At 68.0% G+C, this 14,092-nt stretch carries 12 protein-coding genes and 1 pseudogene; 4 read left to right on the forward strand and 9 right to left on the reverse strand.

The genetic code is table 11. The features are described from left to right. Nucleotides 1-37: 37 nt before the first annotated feature. On the forward strand, nucleotides 38-988 hold the full coding sequence (locus OM960_RS01345) for a GlxA family transcriptional regulator (protein WP_263332470.1): 951 nt from the start codon (nucleotides 38-40) through the stop codon (nucleotides 986-988). A gap of 81 nt (nucleotides 989-1,069) precedes the next feature. Then, complete coding sequence (locus OM960_RS01350) at nucleotides 1,070-1,609, forward strand: GNAT family N-acetyltransferase (RefSeq protein WP_264770815.1); 540 nt, start codon at nucleotides 1,070-1,072, stop codon at nucleotides 1,607-1,609. A 155-nt stretch (nucleotides 1,610-1,764) separates the two neighbouring features. Here the strand turns inward: OM960_RS01350 and OM960_RS01355 are convergent, their stop codons facing one another. Both OM960_RS01355 and gltX read right to left on the reverse strand, forming a co-directional pair. Continuing rightward, the gene (locus OM960_RS01355) at nucleotides 1,765-3,060 is read right to left on the reverse strand and encodes a citrate synthase (RefSeq protein WP_411709772.1); all 1,296 of its coding nucleotides are present in this window, start codon (nucleotides 3,058-3,060) and stop codon (nucleotides 1,765-1,767) included. A gap of 76 nt (nucleotides 3,061-3,136) precedes the next feature. Beyond that, nucleotides 3,137-4,534, reverse strand: coding sequence for a glutamate--tRNA ligase (gltX, locus tag OM960_RS01360; protein ID WP_263332474.1), 1,398 nt, complete (start codon nucleotides 4,532-4,534; stop codon nucleotides 3,137-3,139). A gap of 96 nt (nucleotides 4,535-4,630) precedes the next feature. On the opposite strand from gltX, the gene OM960_RS01365 reads away from it, so the two are divergent. Beyond that, nucleotides 4,631-6,691 (forward strand): ComEC/Rec2 family competence protein, encoded by a 2,061-nt coding sequence (locus OM960_RS01365; RefSeq protein WP_264770951.1) that lies wholly within the window; start codon nucleotides 4,631-4,633, stop codon nucleotides 6,689-6,691. Here OM960_RS01365 and lexA read toward each other — a convergent pair. The 7 genes and pseudogenes from lexA to OM960_RS01400 form a co-directional block, all read right to left on the reverse strand. Then, a complete protein-coding gene (gene lexA / locus OM960_RS01370) occupies nucleotides 6,685-7,371 on the reverse strand; it encodes a transcriptional repressor LexA (RefSeq protein WP_264770816.1) in 687 nt (228 codons plus the stop codon). The two genes, OM960_RS01365 and lexA, sit on opposite strands and share 7 nt — an antisense overlap. 96 nt (nucleotides 7,372-7,467) lie before the next feature. Further along, nucleotides 7,468-8,652 (reverse strand): annotated as a pseudogene (locus OM960_RS01375) (molybdopterin molybdotransferase MoeA). 19 nt (nucleotides 8,653-8,671) lie between these two features. Then, entirely contained in the window at nucleotides 8,672-9,145 is a 474-nt protein-coding gene (moaC, locus tag OM960_RS01380) for a cyclic pyranopterin monophosphate synthase MoaC (RefSeq protein WP_263332481.1), read from the reverse strand. Nucleotides 9,146-9,147: 2 nt separating this feature from the next. Next, nucleotides 9,148-9,951: an indole-3-glycerol phosphate synthase TrpC gene (trpC, locus tag OM960_RS01385; protein ID WP_264770817.1), complete on the reverse strand. Its 804-nt coding sequence runs from the start codon at nucleotides 9,949-9,951 to the stop codon at nucleotides 9,148-9,150. A gap of 103 nt (nucleotides 9,952-10,054) precedes the next feature. Further along, a complete protein-coding gene (locus OM960_RS01390) occupies nucleotides 10,055-10,693 on the reverse strand; it encodes a uracil-DNA glycosylase (RefSeq protein ID WP_264770818.1) in 639 nt (212 codons plus the stop codon). Beyond that, on the reverse strand, nucleotides 10,690-11,706 hold the full coding sequence (gene trpD, locus OM960_RS01395) for an anthranilate phosphoribosyltransferase (protein WP_263332487.1): 1,017 nt from the start codon (nucleotides 11,704-11,706) through the stop codon (nucleotides 10,690-10,692). Before trpD ends, OM960_RS01390 begins: the two co-directional genes overlap by 4 nt. Next, complete coding sequence (locus OM960_RS01400) at nucleotides 11,703-12,296, reverse strand: anthranilate synthase component II (RefSeq protein WP_263332489.1); 594 nt, start codon at nucleotides 12,294-12,296, stop codon at nucleotides 11,703-11,705. The genes trpD and OM960_RS01400 overlap by 4 nt, the downstream gene beginning before the upstream one ends. Nucleotides 12,297-12,506: 210 nt before the next feature. Between OM960_RS01400 and OM960_RS01405 the strand changes: the two genes are divergently transcribed. After that, nucleotides 12,507-14,081, forward strand: coding sequence for a divergent polysaccharide deacetylase family protein (locus OM960_RS01405; protein ID WP_264770819.1), 1,575 nt, complete (start codon nucleotides 12,507-12,509; stop codon nucleotides 14,079-14,081). Nucleotides 14,082-14,092 lie beyond the last annotated feature (11 nt).

Consider the following 14,092-nt stretch of genomic DNA (forward strand, 5'->3'; position numbering starts at 1 on the left):
CTTGCCGGGCGCCCCCCTTTTCTCAAGGACCACGGCGATGACCCAGACCGCGCATTTCGTCTTCCTTCTCCTCGAGAACTTCTCGCATCTCGCGTTCTCCTGCGCGCTGGAACCGCTGCGCATCGCCAACCTCGTTTCCGGCAAGCCGCTCTTTCGCTGGTCGCTCGCCTCCGAGAACGGCACCTCGGCCACCTCGTCGAACCGGGCGGTGACGCTGGTCGACCGCGGGCTGGAGCCCTTGGAGCGCGACGACCGGCTGTTCCTGATCTCCGGCATCCATGTCCAGAACCACACCACGCCCGCAGTGCTGAATTATCTCCGCCGCGAACGGGCGAGCGGAACCCAGATCGGCGCGATCTGCTCGGGCGCCTATGTGCTCGCCAAGGCCGGCTTCCTCGACGGCGTCGAGACCGCGATCCATTGGGAGTTCCACGATCTCTTCGCCGAGAAGTTCCCGGCCGTGCCGCTGGTGCGCAACGTCTTCGTCGCCAACCAGAAATTCGTCACCGCCTCGGGCGGCACCGCGGCGGCGGACCTGATGCTGCACCTCATCGCCCGCGACCACGGCACCGGGCTCGCCACCGCGGTCGCGGACCAGATGGTCTACAACGCGGTCCGCGAGGGCTCGGCCGCGCAGCGCGTCTCGCTGCAATCGCGCCACGGGATGCGCAACACGCATCTGACCCGCGCGATCCAGCTCATGGAGGACAGTATCGAGGATCCGCTCGCGCCGTGCGAGATCGCCGAGGAGCTTGGCATCTCGACGCGCCAGCTCGAGCGGCTCTTCGGCAAGTACCTCAACACCTCGCCTAAACGCTATGTGGTGGAGATGCGGCTCCACCGGGCGCGCAACCTGATCGTGCAGACCGAGGAATCCATCGCCCAGATCGCGATGGCCTGCGGCTTCAACTCGACGTCGCATTTCTCCAAGGTGTTCCGCAGCCATTTCGGTATCTCGCCGCTCAGCCACCGCACGACGCTGGCCTGAGCGGGGCCGAAGGTCGGGCGTTTTGTTGCTATCTGCGGCGGACAAAGCTATGCCCGGTGTCCCGAGCGGATGGAGACGGGCATGGACTTCACCTCAGACTACAAGGACCGGACCGACGAGATCATCGCCTTCTTTGCGGCGACCTTCTCGGCGTCGGAAGGACCCGACGAAGGCCGGCTGATCGGCGAACTGGTGGCGAAGCTCATCGCGACGACGCCCGACGACGATCTCTACGTGTTCTCGGCGCTGGACGACGGGGCGCTTGCCGGGTGCATCCTCTTCACCCGCCTGACCTACGCTGAGGATGGCCGCACGGTCTTTCTCCTCGGTCCGGTTGCAGTCGAGACCGGCCGGCAAGGCAGGGGAATCGGGCAGAGCCTGTTGAGATACGGTCTGGACGCGCTCAGGCGCCGCGGCGTCGACGTCGCCATGACCTACGGCGATCCGCGATACTACGCCCGGGTCGGGTTCCTGCCGATCACGGAGGACCAAGCGCGGGCGCCGTTGAGGCTCAGCCAGCCCGAGGGCTGGCTCGCACAGTCGTTGACCGCGGGGCCGCTCGATCCGATGAAGGGGCCGTCACGCCGCGTCGCCGCCTTTGACAACCCGGCCTATTGGTAGACGCAGACGTCGGACGACTGTGGCGCGACGCGTTGCGACGCAGGACCGGGCCGGCAGGTTCGGCCTCGACGCAGATGCCGAAACGAAAGAACCTGCCCGCTTCGCGCGGGCAGGTTCCGGTGTTCGGTTTTCCCAATCGGGAACCGCCTCAGAACTCAGCGATCGTTGACCGCGACGTAGTCACGTGCGGTCTGGCCGATATAAAGCTGGCGCGGCCGGCCGATCTTCTGTGTCGGATCGCCGATCATCTCCTTCCACTGCGAGATCCAGCCGACGGTGCGGCTGACCGCGAAGATCGGCGTGAACATCGAGGTCGGGAAGCCCATCGCCTCGAGGATGATGCCCGAATAGAAGTCGACATTCGGGTAGAGCTTCTTTTCGACGAAGTACGTGTCCTCGAGCGCGATGCGTTCAAGCTCCTTCGCGACCTTCAGAGTCTCGTTGTCGTGGATGCCGAGAAGGTCGAGCACCTCGTCGGCCGATTCCTTCATCACCTTGGCGCGCGGGTCGAAGTTCTTGTAGACCCGGTGGCCGAAGCCCATCAGGCGGAACGGATCGTTCTTGTCCTTGGCGCGGCGGATCGCCTCGGGGATGTTCTCGACCGTACCGATCTCGCGCAGCATTTCGAGGCAGGCCTGGTTGGCGCCGCCGTGGGCGGGGCCCCAGAGGCAGGCGATACCGGCCGCGACGCAGGCGAAGGGATTGGCGCCCGAGGAGCCCGCGAGCCGCACCGTCGAGGTCGAGGCGTTCTGCTCGTGATCGGCGTGCAGCATCATGATCCGGTCCATTGCCTTCGACAGGATCGGGTCGACGACGTAGTCCGCGCAGGGCACGGCGAAGCACATGTGCAGGAAGTTCGAAGCGTAATCGAGCGAGTTCTTCGGATACACGAAGGGCTGACCCATCGAGTACTTGTAGGCCATCGCCGCGATCGTCGGGAGCTTGGCGATCATCCGGATCGCCGCGACCTCGCGCTGCCAGGGATCGGAGATGTCGGTCGAGTCGTGGTAGAAGGCCGACATCGCGCCGACGACGCCGACCATGGTCGCCATCGGATGGCTGTCACGCCGGAACCCGCGGAAGAAATAGTGCATCTGCTCATGCACCATCGTGTGGTTCGTGACGCGGTGTTCGAAGTCCTGCATCTGGGCCGCGTTCGGCAGTTCCCCGTAGAGAAGCAGGTAGCAGACCTCGAGGAAATGCGATTGTTCGGCAAGCTGCTCGATCGGGTAGCCGCGATACTGCAACTCGCCCTTGTCGCCGTCGATATAGGTGATCGCGCTGTCGCAGGCCGCCGTCGAGGTGAAGCCCGGATCGTAGGTGAAGACGTCGCCCTCGGCGTAGAGCTTGCGGATGTCGATGACCTCCGGCCCGACGGTGGGCTGCAGCATCGGCAGTTCGATGCTCTTGCCGTTGAAGCTCAGCGTCGCGGTCTTGATCATCTTGTCCATCCCAGCTCCCTTGCCATCATCCGCCCGGAAACGCCGGACGGGGGTCTCCCTCGCGACCGTGGCGCCAGAGGCGCGGTCAGGCCGCTGCATCCTTCAACCGGGCGATGGTCTCCTCGCGCCCGATCACGAGCATCATGTCGAAAACGCTGGGACTGACCGAGCGCCCCGACAGGGCCGCCCGGAGCGGTCCGGCGATCTTGCCGAGTCCCATTCCGTGAGTCTCGGCGACGCCGGCCACTGTGGCCTCCAGCATGTCGCGCTCCCAGCTAGCATTTTGCAGGTGCGGCGTCAATTCTTTCAGTATACCACGGGATACCGTATCCAGTGCCTTGGCCGCCTTCTCGTCCGGGGCGAAGGGGCGCTCTCCCAGAACGAAATACGCCTTTTCAATGAGTTCCGGGAAAGTCTTGGCGCGATCCTTGACGCAGTAGAGCGCCCGCGACAAACCGTCTTTCTGCGCCTGCGAAAGCTTTGGGGCGCCTGCGGCCTCCAGATATGCCTCAATTTCAGGCAGAAGTTCTGCGTCCGGAGTCGCGGCGATGTGCTGGCCCGAGAGATTCTCCAGTTTCTTGAAGTCGAGCCGTGCCGGTGCCCGCCCGATTCCCTTCAGGTCGAACCACTCGCGGGCCTCGGCATCGGTGAAGAACTCCGCATCCCCATGCGCCCAGCCAAGCCGGGTGAGGTAGTTGCGCATCCCCGCCGCCGGATAGCCCATCGCCTGGTATTCCTCGAGGCCCACGGCGCCGTGGCGCTTCGAGAGCTTCTTGCCGTCGGGCCCGTGGATCAGCGGAATATGCGCCCAGACCGGCTCGGCCCAGCCCATGGCCCGGTAGATCTGCACCTGCCGCGCGGCATTGTTGAGGTGGTCGTCTCCCCGGATCACATGCGTAACCCCCATGTCGTGGTCGTCGACGACGACCGCCAGCATGTAGGTGGGCGTACCATCGGAGCGTAAACAAACCATGTCGTCGAGTTGGTCGTTGCCGAAGGTGACGGTGCCCTGCACCGCGTCCTCGATCACGGTCTGGCCCTCGCGCGGCGCCTTGAGCCGGATGACATAGGGCGCGTCGGGATGGGTCGCCGGATCGGCGTCGCGCCAGGGGCTCTGGAACAGCGTCGAGCGGCCCTCGGCGCGGGCGGCCTCGCGGTAGGCCTCGATCTCGTCCTGGCTGCAGAAGCACTTGTAGGCCGCGCCGCGCGCCAGCATTTCGCGCGCCACCTCGGCATGGCGGTCGCGGCGCTCGAACTGGCTGACCACCTCGCCGTCCCAGTCGAGACCGAGCCATGTCAGCCCCTTGAGGATCGCCGCCGTCGCTTCCGGCGTCGACCGCTCGCGGTCGGTGTCCTCGATGCGCAGGAGGAACCTGCCGCCGCGGCCGCGGGCATAGAGCCAGTTGAAGAGCGCGGTCCGGGCGCCGCCGATATGGAGGTAACCCGTGGGCGAGGGGGCGAAGCGGGTGACGATCTCGGACATGGACGGATTAACCTTTCGGAAACCATGAGCGTTCAGGCTGGTCCGCGTTCATTAGGCAAAGCCGGACAGGGAAACAAGGTGCGGCTGGTGGCGGCGATGCGGGAGGGGTTCGACCTGGCGCGGGGCGGTGTGATGCCCTGGGCGCCGGTGCTCCTTGGCTGCGGCATCGGTCTTTACTTCACGCTCGGGTCCGAGCCCAGCGCGGCGCTGTTATCGGCCGCGGTCTTGATCGCGGTGGCATTGACGGTTGCCGCGTTGCGCGGGCCGGATCTCTGGCGCGCGCCGGCCTTGGCGCTCGCGCTCCTGGTCGCGGGGCTGGTCCTCGCCGCCGTCCGGTCGCATCTGGTGGCCGCGCCGGTCCTGTCCTTCCGCTACTACGGCCCCGTGGAGGGCCGCATCGTCGACATCGACCGCTCGTTTTCCGATCAGCCACGGCTGACACTCGACCGGGTCGTGCTCGAGGACGTGGCGCCGGACCGCACACCGACGCGCGTTCGGGTTGCGCTGCATGGCATGCAGCAGCAGATCGATCCGCAGCCTGGCCTCCGGGTGATCCTGACCGCGCATCTCTCGCCGCCCGAAGGCCCGGTCGAGCCCGGCGGCTTCGACTTCCAGCGGCTGGCATGGTTCTCGCGACTCGGCGCGGTCGGCTACACCCGCACACCGGTTCTGGCGCTGGAAGCGCCCGAGGGCAGGATGGCGCTTCTGGCGTTCCGGCTCAGGATGGCGCTCTCGGGCGCGATGCAGGCGCGGATGGAGGGGCAGGCGGGAGCCTTCGCAGCGGCCTTGATGACCGGCGACCGGTCGGGGGTTTCGGCGGCTACGAACGATGCACTTCGGGGCTCGAACCTGTCGCACCTGATCTCGATCTCGGGGCTGCACATGGGGCTCCTGACCGGCTTCGTCTTCGCCGCCTGCCGCTACGGGCTCGCGCTGGCGCCGCCGCTCGCGCTACGCCTGCCCTCGAAGAAGATCGCGGCCTGGGTCGCATTGCTGGCCGCCTCGTTCTACCTCGTGCTCGCCGGTCCGAACGTCGCGACCCGGCGCGCCTTCATCATGGCGGCGGTGATGCTGGTCGCCGTACTGGCCGACCGCCGGGCGATCTCGCTCCGGTCAGTGGCGCTGGCGGCGCTGATCGTGCTGGTGCTTGAGCCGGAGAGCCTCGTCGAGCCCGGCTTCCAGATGTCGTTCGGCGCCACGGTCGCGCTGATCGTCGCCTTCCAGCCCTGGACGCGGGTCCAGAACCGGGTGCCGCGGCCGCTGCGGCCGGTGGCGATGATGATCCTGTCCTCGGCGGCGGCGGGCTTTGCCACCGCGCCGATCGCGGCGGCACATTTCAACAGGATCGCGGAGTATGGTCTTCTCGCCAACATGTTCGCGGTGCCGATCATGGGCATGGTGGTGATGCCGGCCGGAGTCGTCGCGGCGCTGCTCGCGCCTCTCGGCCTCGCGGCGCCGGCGCTCTGGGCGATGGAGAAGGGCTGTGCGCTCATTCTCGCGGTCGCGGACTGGGTCGCGGGCCTTGACGGTGCGGTCGTGGCTGTGTCGACGCCGCCAGATGCGGCGCTGCCGCTGATCGCCCTCGGTGGCATCGCGGCGCTGATCGGCCGGGCTCTGTGGCTGCGTGGAACCGGCGCGGCGCTCGTGGCGGTCGCGCTCGGGCTCTGGGCCGGTGCGGAACGGCCGACGCTCCTCGTTTCCGGCGACGGCGCCATCGTCGGGCTGATGGGAGAGGCGGGACGGGCGCTCTCGAAGCCCAAGGGCGCGGGTTTCGTCGCCAAGAGCTGGCTCGAGGATGACGGCGACATGGCGTTGCAGGAAGTCGCCTACGCGCGGCCCGGGTTCGCGGGTGTCAAGGGCGCACTTTCGGCCGAACTGGCGGGCGTCACGGCGCTGCATTTCACCGGCAAGGGGGCAGCGGAGCGCGCGGCCGGATCCTGCAGCGGGGGGGCGCTCGTCTTCCTGTCGGAGAACTGGAGCGGTGCGCCCGCAAGCGACTGCCGGATCTACGATGCCGCCAGACTGCGCGCCACCGGGGCGCTCGCGATCCATGCCGGGCCGGACGGGCTCCGCATCGTCACCGCGCGCGAGGCGTCCGGCGAGCGGCTCTGGAACCGCAGGCCCGAACGGCGCAGCCGCGCCGCCAGGGCTCAGTAGCTGCGGATCAATCCGACGAGGCGGCCCTGCACCTTGACGTGATCCTCGGGCAGGACCCGCGTCTCGTAGGCCTGGTTCGCGGCTTCGAGCGCGATCATCCCGCCGCGGCGGCGAAAGCGCTTCAGCGTTGCCTCGTGGCCCTCGACCAGCGCCACGACAATATCGCCATTCTCCGCCGTCGACTGTTCGCGGATCACCACGATGTCACCGTCGTTGATCCCGGCCTCGATCATCGAATCGCCCTTCACCTCGAGCGCGTAGTGCTGGCCCTTGCCAGAGAGCATCGACCCTGGCACCGCGACATGGTGCGAGACTTCCGAGATCGCCTCGATCGGAACGCCCGCGGCGATGCGCCCCATCACCGGCAGTTCCAGCGCGTGGATCTCGCTGACCGCCATCGCGCCCCGCGGCGGCGCCTTTCGGTCGCCCTCGATCACCCGCGGCGAGAAACCCGGTTTCTCCATCGCCTCCGGCAGTTTCACGATCTCGATCGCGCGGGCGCGGTGGGCGAGGCGGCGGATGAAGCCACGCTCCTCGAGCGCGGTGATCAGGCGGTGGATGCCGGATTTCGACCGCAGGTCGAGCGCGTCCTTCATCTCGTCGAAAGAGGGCGGCACGCCGTCGCGCGCCATGCGCTTCTGGATGAAGTCGAGTAGTTCCAGCTGCTTGCGGGTCAGCATATTGCGATCATCCCCTTGTCGATGTCGGTGCTGTTCAAGGGATGTTCTACGCGTGTTCTCTTTTTGTGTCAATCCGCCGGTATTCGGCCGCGCCGCTCAGATCGGAATGAATTCCGCAGCCGTGCCAGCCGGTTGCGGCCCGTCCCCGACCGGCCGGATCAGGAGCGCATCGGCCTCGGCAAGGACCGTGAGAAGCGCGCTGTCCTGCTGCTCGAAGGGATGGATCAGGCAAGCACCGTCGCGCTGCTCGACCCGCGCACGCATGTAGTGCGCCCGCGGTCCGTTCGCCTCGACGGGCGCCGCGAGAACGCCGCGCCGGACCGGCGCGGGCGCCGCCGGCAAGCCCTGCATCGCGCGCAGCATCGGCAACATGAAGACATGGCCACAAACGACAGAAGATACGGGATTTCCCGGCAAGCCGAGCAGCGTGGAGCCGGCCAGGCGCCCGGCCATCAGCGGCTTTCCGGGCCGCATTGCGATCTTGTAGAAGGACCGCTCCATCCCGAGGTCGGCGGTGACCTTGCCGACGAGGTCATGGTCGCCCACCGAAGCGCCACCGATGGTCACGATGAGGTCTGCGCCCTCGGCCAGCGCCAGCGTGTGGCGCAGGGACGACTCGCTGTCGCGGGCGATGGGCAGCATCCGCACCTCGGCGCCTTCCGCCTCGGCCATCGCGGCGAGTGCATAGCCGTTCGAGGCGATGATCTGGTCCGGCCCCGGTGCCTCTCCGGGCATAACAAGTTCGTTGCCGGTCGCCATGATTGCCACAATGGGACGCCGCGCCACCCGGAGCTCGGCCACGTTCATCGCCGCGATGAGGGCGAGATCGGTCGCCGACAGACGGCGCGGTACCTCGATCCGGTCGCCTGCGTGGAAATCCTGCCCGGCGGCACGGATATTGGCGCCATGCTCGAGCGGCCCGGTGAGCGTGATGCGATCGCCCTCGCGGCTGACATCCTCCTGAAGCACGACCCGGTCGGCGCCCTCTGGCACCGGCGCGCCGGTGAAAATCCGCACCGCCTCCCCGTGGGAAAGGGTTCCGGAAAATCCAAGGCCAGCAGCGGCTTAACCGATGACGTTAAGGCACACGCCGGGACGATGATCGGTCTCCCGGATCGCGTAGCCATCCATCGCCGAGGCGGCGAAGGGCGGCTGGTCGAGCCCTGCGACGACCGGTTCCGCGAGCACCCGCCCGGCGCCGTGGCGAAGCGGCACGGTCTCCGAGCCGAGCGGCGCCGAGAGCGCGAAGAGCCGGGAGAGGGCCTCGTCGACGGAAATCATGCAAGAGCCTCCGATGTTTTCAGGACGCCTCGTAACGTCCTGATTTACCGCCATCTTTCAGGATCACACGCAGCCCGTCGACGATCATCGACTTTTCGGCGGCCTTGAGCATGTCATAGACGGTGAGCGCGGCCACGGAAGCCGCCGTCAGCGCCTCCATCTCGACCCCGGTCTGGCCAGTCGTCTTGACGGTGGCCTCGATCCGAACCCCCGGCAACGTGGTATCGGGAGTGAGCTCGATCGCCACTTTGGTGATCGGCAGGGGATGGCAAAGCGGGATCAGCTCGGCGGTGCGTTTGGCCGCCATGATCCCGGCAAGCCGCGCGACGCCGAGCACGTCGCCCTTCTTCGCCCGCCCTTCGGTGACGAGCGCGAGCGTTTCCGGCTTCATCACGACGCGCGCCTCGGCCACCGCAACCCGATCGGTCACGTCCTTGTCCGAGACGTCGACCATATGCGCGCGGCCCTCGCTGTCGAAATGGGTCAGCGCCATGGTCAAAGCTCCGCCGGAACGGGATCGGCGAGGATCGCCCGCGTCGCCGCGGCGACATCCTCCTGCCGCATCAGGCTTTCGCCGATGAGGAAGCTCCGGGCGCCGCAGGCGGCCATCTCGGCAAGGTCGGCCGGCGTGAAGAGCCCGCTCTCGCAGACCAGGTGCCGGTCGGCCGGTAGCCGCGGCGCGAGCCGGCGCGTCGTCTCAAGAGTGACCTCGAAAGTCTTGAGATTGCGGTTGTTCACGCCGATGAGGGGTGACTTCAGTGCGAGCGCGCGGTCGAGCTCCTCCTCGTCGTGGACTTCGAGAAGCACGTCCATGCCCCAACCAAACGCCGCGTCCTCGAGCTCGGCCGCCTGCGCATCCGAGACCGAGGCGAGGATGATCAGGATGCAATCGGCGCCGAGGGCGCGGGCCTCAGCGACCTGGTAGGGATCATACATGAAGTCCTTGCGCAGGACCGGTAGCGTCACCGCGGCCCGCGCCGCGGTGAGAAAGCCGGGTGCGCCCTGGAAGGAGGGCCGGTCGGTCAGCACCGAAAGGCAGGTGGCGCCGCCCGCCTCGTAGGCATGGGCGAGGGCCGGGGGATCGAAATCGGGCCGGATCAGCCCCTTCGACGGGCTCGCCTTCTTGATCTCCGCGATTAGCCCGTACCCGCGCCTTGCGGCGTTGGTGAGTGCAGTGGCGAAACCACGCGGCGCGCTCGCGGCATGGGCTTCGGCCTCGATCTCGGCGAGGGAACGCGCCGCCTTGGCGGCGGCGATCTCGTCGAGCTTGTAGGCCTTGATCTTCTCGAGAATGTCCATGCTCCCTCTTACCCGCCGCATGCGGGCCGGAAAAGCCCCAGAGCCCGCGCAGTGCCGAAATAACCTGCCCGGAGGCGGGGGTGCGACCCTCAGCCGCGATGGATCAGCTGCCCCAGTCGATCGCCGGCTCGCCCCGCGCCGCAAGCCAGCCGTTCACCCGGCTGAAGGGGCGCGAGCCGAAGAATCCGCGCCGCGCCGAGAGCGGTGACGGGTGGGCGGTTTCGAGGATCAGGTGATCGCCGGGGCGGATCTGTGGCTTCAGCTTCTGAGCATGCGCGCCCCAGAGCAGGAACGCACGCGGGCTGTCGGAGATTTCGGCGAGGATCTCCTCGGCGAGGCGCTGCCAGCCGAGGCGGGCGTGGCCACCGGCGCTGCCGGCGGGAACGCTAAGGCTGGTGTTGAGGAGAAGCACGCCCTGCCGCGCCCAGAGGCGCAGGTCGCCGGTTGCGGGGCGCACATCAAGATCGTCCTGCAACTCCTTGAAGATGTTGTTGAGTGAGCGGGGTAGGGGTGTCACCTCCGGCGCCACGGAGAAAGCCAGGCCATGCGCATGTCCGGGCGTCGGATAGGGGTCCTGGCCGAGGATCACCACCCGCACCGCCTCGGGCGCCACGAGATCGAGCGCGGCGAAGCGTTCGGGCTCAGGCGGCAGGACCTCGCGCGGATCGGCGGCGAGGGCGGCCTCGATGCGAGGCCAGTCGCGCGTGAAAAAGGGCAGGTGGGCCCAGGCGGGCGGGATCATGCCGTCTGGGTCGCCTCGGCCAGAGCCTCGATCTTCGCCTTCGCGCGGCCGCTGTCGATGCTCTCGGCGGCGATTGCCACGCCTTCCTTCAGCTCCGCCGCCTTGCCCGCCACGACGAGTGCGGCGGCGGCGTTCAGCAGCACGGCATCGCGGTAGGCGCCCTTGTCGCCGGCAAGCAGCGCGCGGAAGGCTGCGGCGTTTTCCTCGGGGCTTCCGCCCATGATCGCCTCGAACGGATGGACCGGCAGGCCGGCCTCCTCGGGATGCAGTTCGAACTCCCGCACCGCGCCATCCTCGAGCGCCGCGACCCAGCTTTTCCCGGCAATCGACAACTCGTCGGTCCCGTCCGATCCGTGTACCAGCCAGGCGCGCTCGGAGCCGAGTGCCGCCAGCGTCTCGGCCATCGGCCGGATCCAGGCGCGCGAGAAGGCGCCGGTGAGCTGGCGTTTCACGCCGGCGGGGTTGGTCAGCGGTCCGAGCAGGTTGAACACGGTGCGGGTGCCAAGCTCGGCGCGGGTCGGCATCACATGGCGGATCGCGGGGTGGTGCATCGGCGCCATCATGAAGGCGATACCGCATCTTTCCAGAACCGTTTCAACGGCTTCCGCGCCGATCATCACGTTGACGCCCATCTGGGTCAGCGCATCCGCCGCCCCGGATTTCGAGCTCAGGTTGCGGTTGCCGTGCTTGGCCACCACCACGTCCGCGCCAGCCACCACGAAGGCCGTCGCGGTCGAGATGTTGAGCGTGCCCTTGCCGTCGCCGCCGGTGCCAACGATGTCGATCGCGCCCTCGGGCGCGCGGACCTTGTGGCATTTCGCCCGCATCACCCGCGCCGCCGCGGCGATCTCCTCGACGGTCTCGCCGCGGGTGCGGAGCGCCATCAGGAGGCCGCCCATCTGGCTCGGGGTCGCTGCCCCCTCGAACAACGCCTCGAAGGCTGCCTCGGCCTCGGCGCGCGTCAGCGGACGGTCGGCGGCGAGGCCGATCAGCGGGCGGATATCCTCGGTCATGCCGGCTCCTTCAGCGGCACGCCCGCGTTGTCGAGGAAGGTCTTCAGCATCTGGTGGCCGTGTTCGGAGGCAATCGATTCGGGGTGGAACTGCACGCCTTCGATCGGCAGCTCGCGGTGGCGCAGCCCCATGATCGTGCCGTCCTCGAGCCAGGCGGTGACTTCGAGGCAATCGGGCAGGCTTGCCCGCTCGACCACGAGCGAGTGGTAGCGCGTCGCCTGGAAGGGCGATGGCAGGCCCGCGAAGACGCCCTTTCCGGCATGGTGCATCGCGCCCATCTTGCCGTGCACGATCTCGTGGCAGCGCACGACCTTGCCGCCGAACGCCTGGCCGATGGTCTGATGCCCGAGGCAGACGCCGAGCAGCGGCGTCCGGGTCTCGGCCGCGGCCTCGGTCAGCGCGAGACAGATTCCGGCCTGATCGGGGTCGCAGGGACCGGGCGACAGCACGATCGCCTGCGGCTTCAACGCCATTGCTTCCTGCACGTTCAGCGCATCGTTGCGGTGGACCGTGACCTCGGCGCCAAGCTCGCCGAAATAGTGGACGAGATTGTAGGTGAAGCTGTCGTAGTTATCGATCAGGAGCAACATCGGCGGACCTTCGTGCGTGCCGGGCGCGATCAGGGGGTGAACGTGCCCTCGGGACGGGCTATACATGGTCAGAGCCGCAAGGCCTGGTCAAGGCAAGAAGCGGTCAAAGACAGCATACAGGCGTCGGAGGCAGGCGTGGGCAGAGGATATCTTTTCGGTTTGCTGTACGGGGCGCTCGCTTCGGTCGCAAGTCTCGCGGTGATTTCGCTTATGGCGCCGCCCGCTACGGCGCCGGCACCGGACGTTGCCGCCCTTGAACCGGCTTCCGAGCCGGAACCCGCCCCGGCCGGACTGGCCGCGCCGGAAGCCACGGCGGAGCCGGCTCCGGTGGTGGAAGCGGCGCCAGAATCGCCTGCGGTCGCGGCGGTGCCCGAGGCGGCCGACGCGGCACCCGAGCCGATGTCCCAGCCCGAGCCGCAGAACGATCCGATGCAGGCCGAACCGGTGAGCACACCGGTGGAGTCCGATGTCGCAGATACGGCCGCAGAGGGAGAATCCGACGTCCCGGAGACGCCGGTGGTCGAAGTCCCCGCCGGATCGGAGTTCGCACGGCCGAAGCCGGAAGAAGATCCGGTCCTGCCCGGGACGGAACCGGCTCCCGCCGAGGCGGAGACGCCTGTCGTGGCGGCCCCTCAAGAGGAGCCCGTCCTCGCGCTCACGGATCGCAGTTCCGCCGGTATTCCGGAAGGCCAGTCGGCAGCGCCAACCGCGCTCGGGATTCCCGAACCGATCCTCGTGGCGTCGGTGGCCGATGCGCCCGCCCCCGAAGCCGCGATTCCGGTTCCTCCCCCGGGCGAAGCCGTAACGCCGCAGCTCGATCCGGCGGTGACCGAGGAAGCGCCGGTGGTGCTTCGCGCGGGCCGGATCGACGAGCAGAGTTCCGCCGGCGATGTCCAGCCGTCCGAAGCTGCAGAGACTGAGTTGGCTCAGGCCGAGTCCGGTTCGGGGGCTTTCAAGCCGGCGCCCTCCTTCGGAGCCGACGCCGCGCGGCAGCCGGTTTTTGGCGAGGGTGCAACCGGGGTGACGGTCAATCGCCCGACGACAACCGAAGACCCGGCAACCGAACCGCAGTCGGAGGAGGCCGCTGCCGATCCTGCGGAGACCGAAATCACGCTTGCCGCCTTCGCCGCCCCGTTCTTCAATCCCGACAAGAAGCCGCTTCTGGCGGTGGTCCTGCTCGACCGCGGCCCTGCGTCGGGCGGTCTGGAGCCCGCGGCGCTTGCCACGCTCGGCATGAAGGTCACGATCGCCATCGACCCGACACTGCCCGATGCCTCCAGGCGGGCCGAGCTTTACCGGCTCGCCGGCCACGAAGTCGCAATCCTTGCGCCCGAACTTCCCTCGGGCGCGACGGCCAGCGACCTCGAGGTCAGCTATCAGAGCCAGGTTCAGGCGCTGCCCGAGGCGGTGGCGCTGATCGGAGAAACCGACGCGGCCTTTCAGAACGACCGCGACGTTGCCGAGCATCTGGCGGCGCTGCTAGCCGACGAGGGGCGCGGTCTGATCACCTATGACCGCGGTCTCAACCCGGCACGCCAGGCTGCGGTCACCGCGAACCTTCCGCATGTCGAAGTCTATCGCGCGCTCGATGCTCAGGGCGAGAGCGCGGCGGTGATCGAACGGAGCCTCGACCGTGCCGGGTTCGAGGCGTCGCGAACCGGAGCGGTCACGATTGTCGCGAGCACCGCGCCGGAAACGCTGGAGGCGCTCAAGACATGGATCGAGGCGGGGGCCAAGGGCTCCGCCGTCGCTCCGGTTTCGGCGATCATGCTGGGAGGGAAGTAGGCGCCGCGCCG

Origin of the sequence: Defluviimonas salinarum (assembly GCF_026013545.1) — a bacterium.
Lineage (GTDB): Bacteria > Pseudomonadota > Alphaproteobacteria > Rhodobacterales > Rhodobacteraceae > Albidovulum > Albidovulum salinarum.

Bases quoted from the DNA above. Each gene is read 5' to 3' on its own strand.
- OM960_RS01345 (WP_263332470.1), top strand. From the start codon at position 38: ATGACCCAGACCGCGCATTTCGTCTTCCTTCTCCTCGAGAACTTCTCG.
- OM960_RS01350 (WP_264770815.1), top strand. From the start codon at position 1,070: ATGGACTTCACCTCAGACTACAAGGACCGGACCGACGAGATCATCGCC.
- OM960_RS01355 (WP_411709772.1), bottom strand. From the start codon at position 3,060: ATGGACAAGATGATCAAGACCGCGACGCTGAGCTTCAACGGCAAGAGC.
- gltX (WP_263332474.1), bottom strand. From the start codon at position 4,534: ATGTCCGAGATCGTCACCCGCTTCGCCCCCTCGCCCACGGGTTACCTC.
- OM960_RS01365 (WP_264770951.1), top strand. From the start codon at position 4,631: ATGCGGGAGGGGTTCGACCTGGCGCGGGGCGGTGTGATGCCCTGGGCG.
- lexA (WP_264770816.1), bottom strand. From the start codon at position 7,371: ATGCTGACCCGCAAGCAGCTGGAACTACTCGACTTCATCCAGAAGCGC.
- moaC (WP_263332481.1), bottom strand. From the start codon at position 9,145: ATGGCGCTGACCCATTTCGACAGCGAGGGCCGCGCGCATATGGTCGAC.
- trpC (WP_264770817.1), bottom strand. From the start codon at position 9,951: ATGGACATTCTCGAGAAGATCAAGGCCTACAAGCTCGACGAGATCGCC.
- OM960_RS01390 (WP_264770818.1), bottom strand. From the start codon at position 10,693: ATGATCCCGCCCGCCTGGGCCCACCTGCCCTTTTTCACGCGCGACTGG.
- trpD (WP_263332487.1), bottom strand. From the start codon at position 11,706: ATGACCGAGGATATCCGCCCGCTGATCGGCCTCGCCGCCGACCGTCCG.
- OM960_RS01400 (WP_263332489.1), bottom strand. From the start codon at position 12,296: ATGTTGCTCCTGATCGATAACTACGACAGCTTCACCTACAATCTCGTC.
- OM960_RS01405 (WP_264770819.1), top strand. From the start codon at position 12,507: ATGGCGCCGCCCGCTACGGCGCCGGCACCGGACGTTGCCGCCCTTGAA.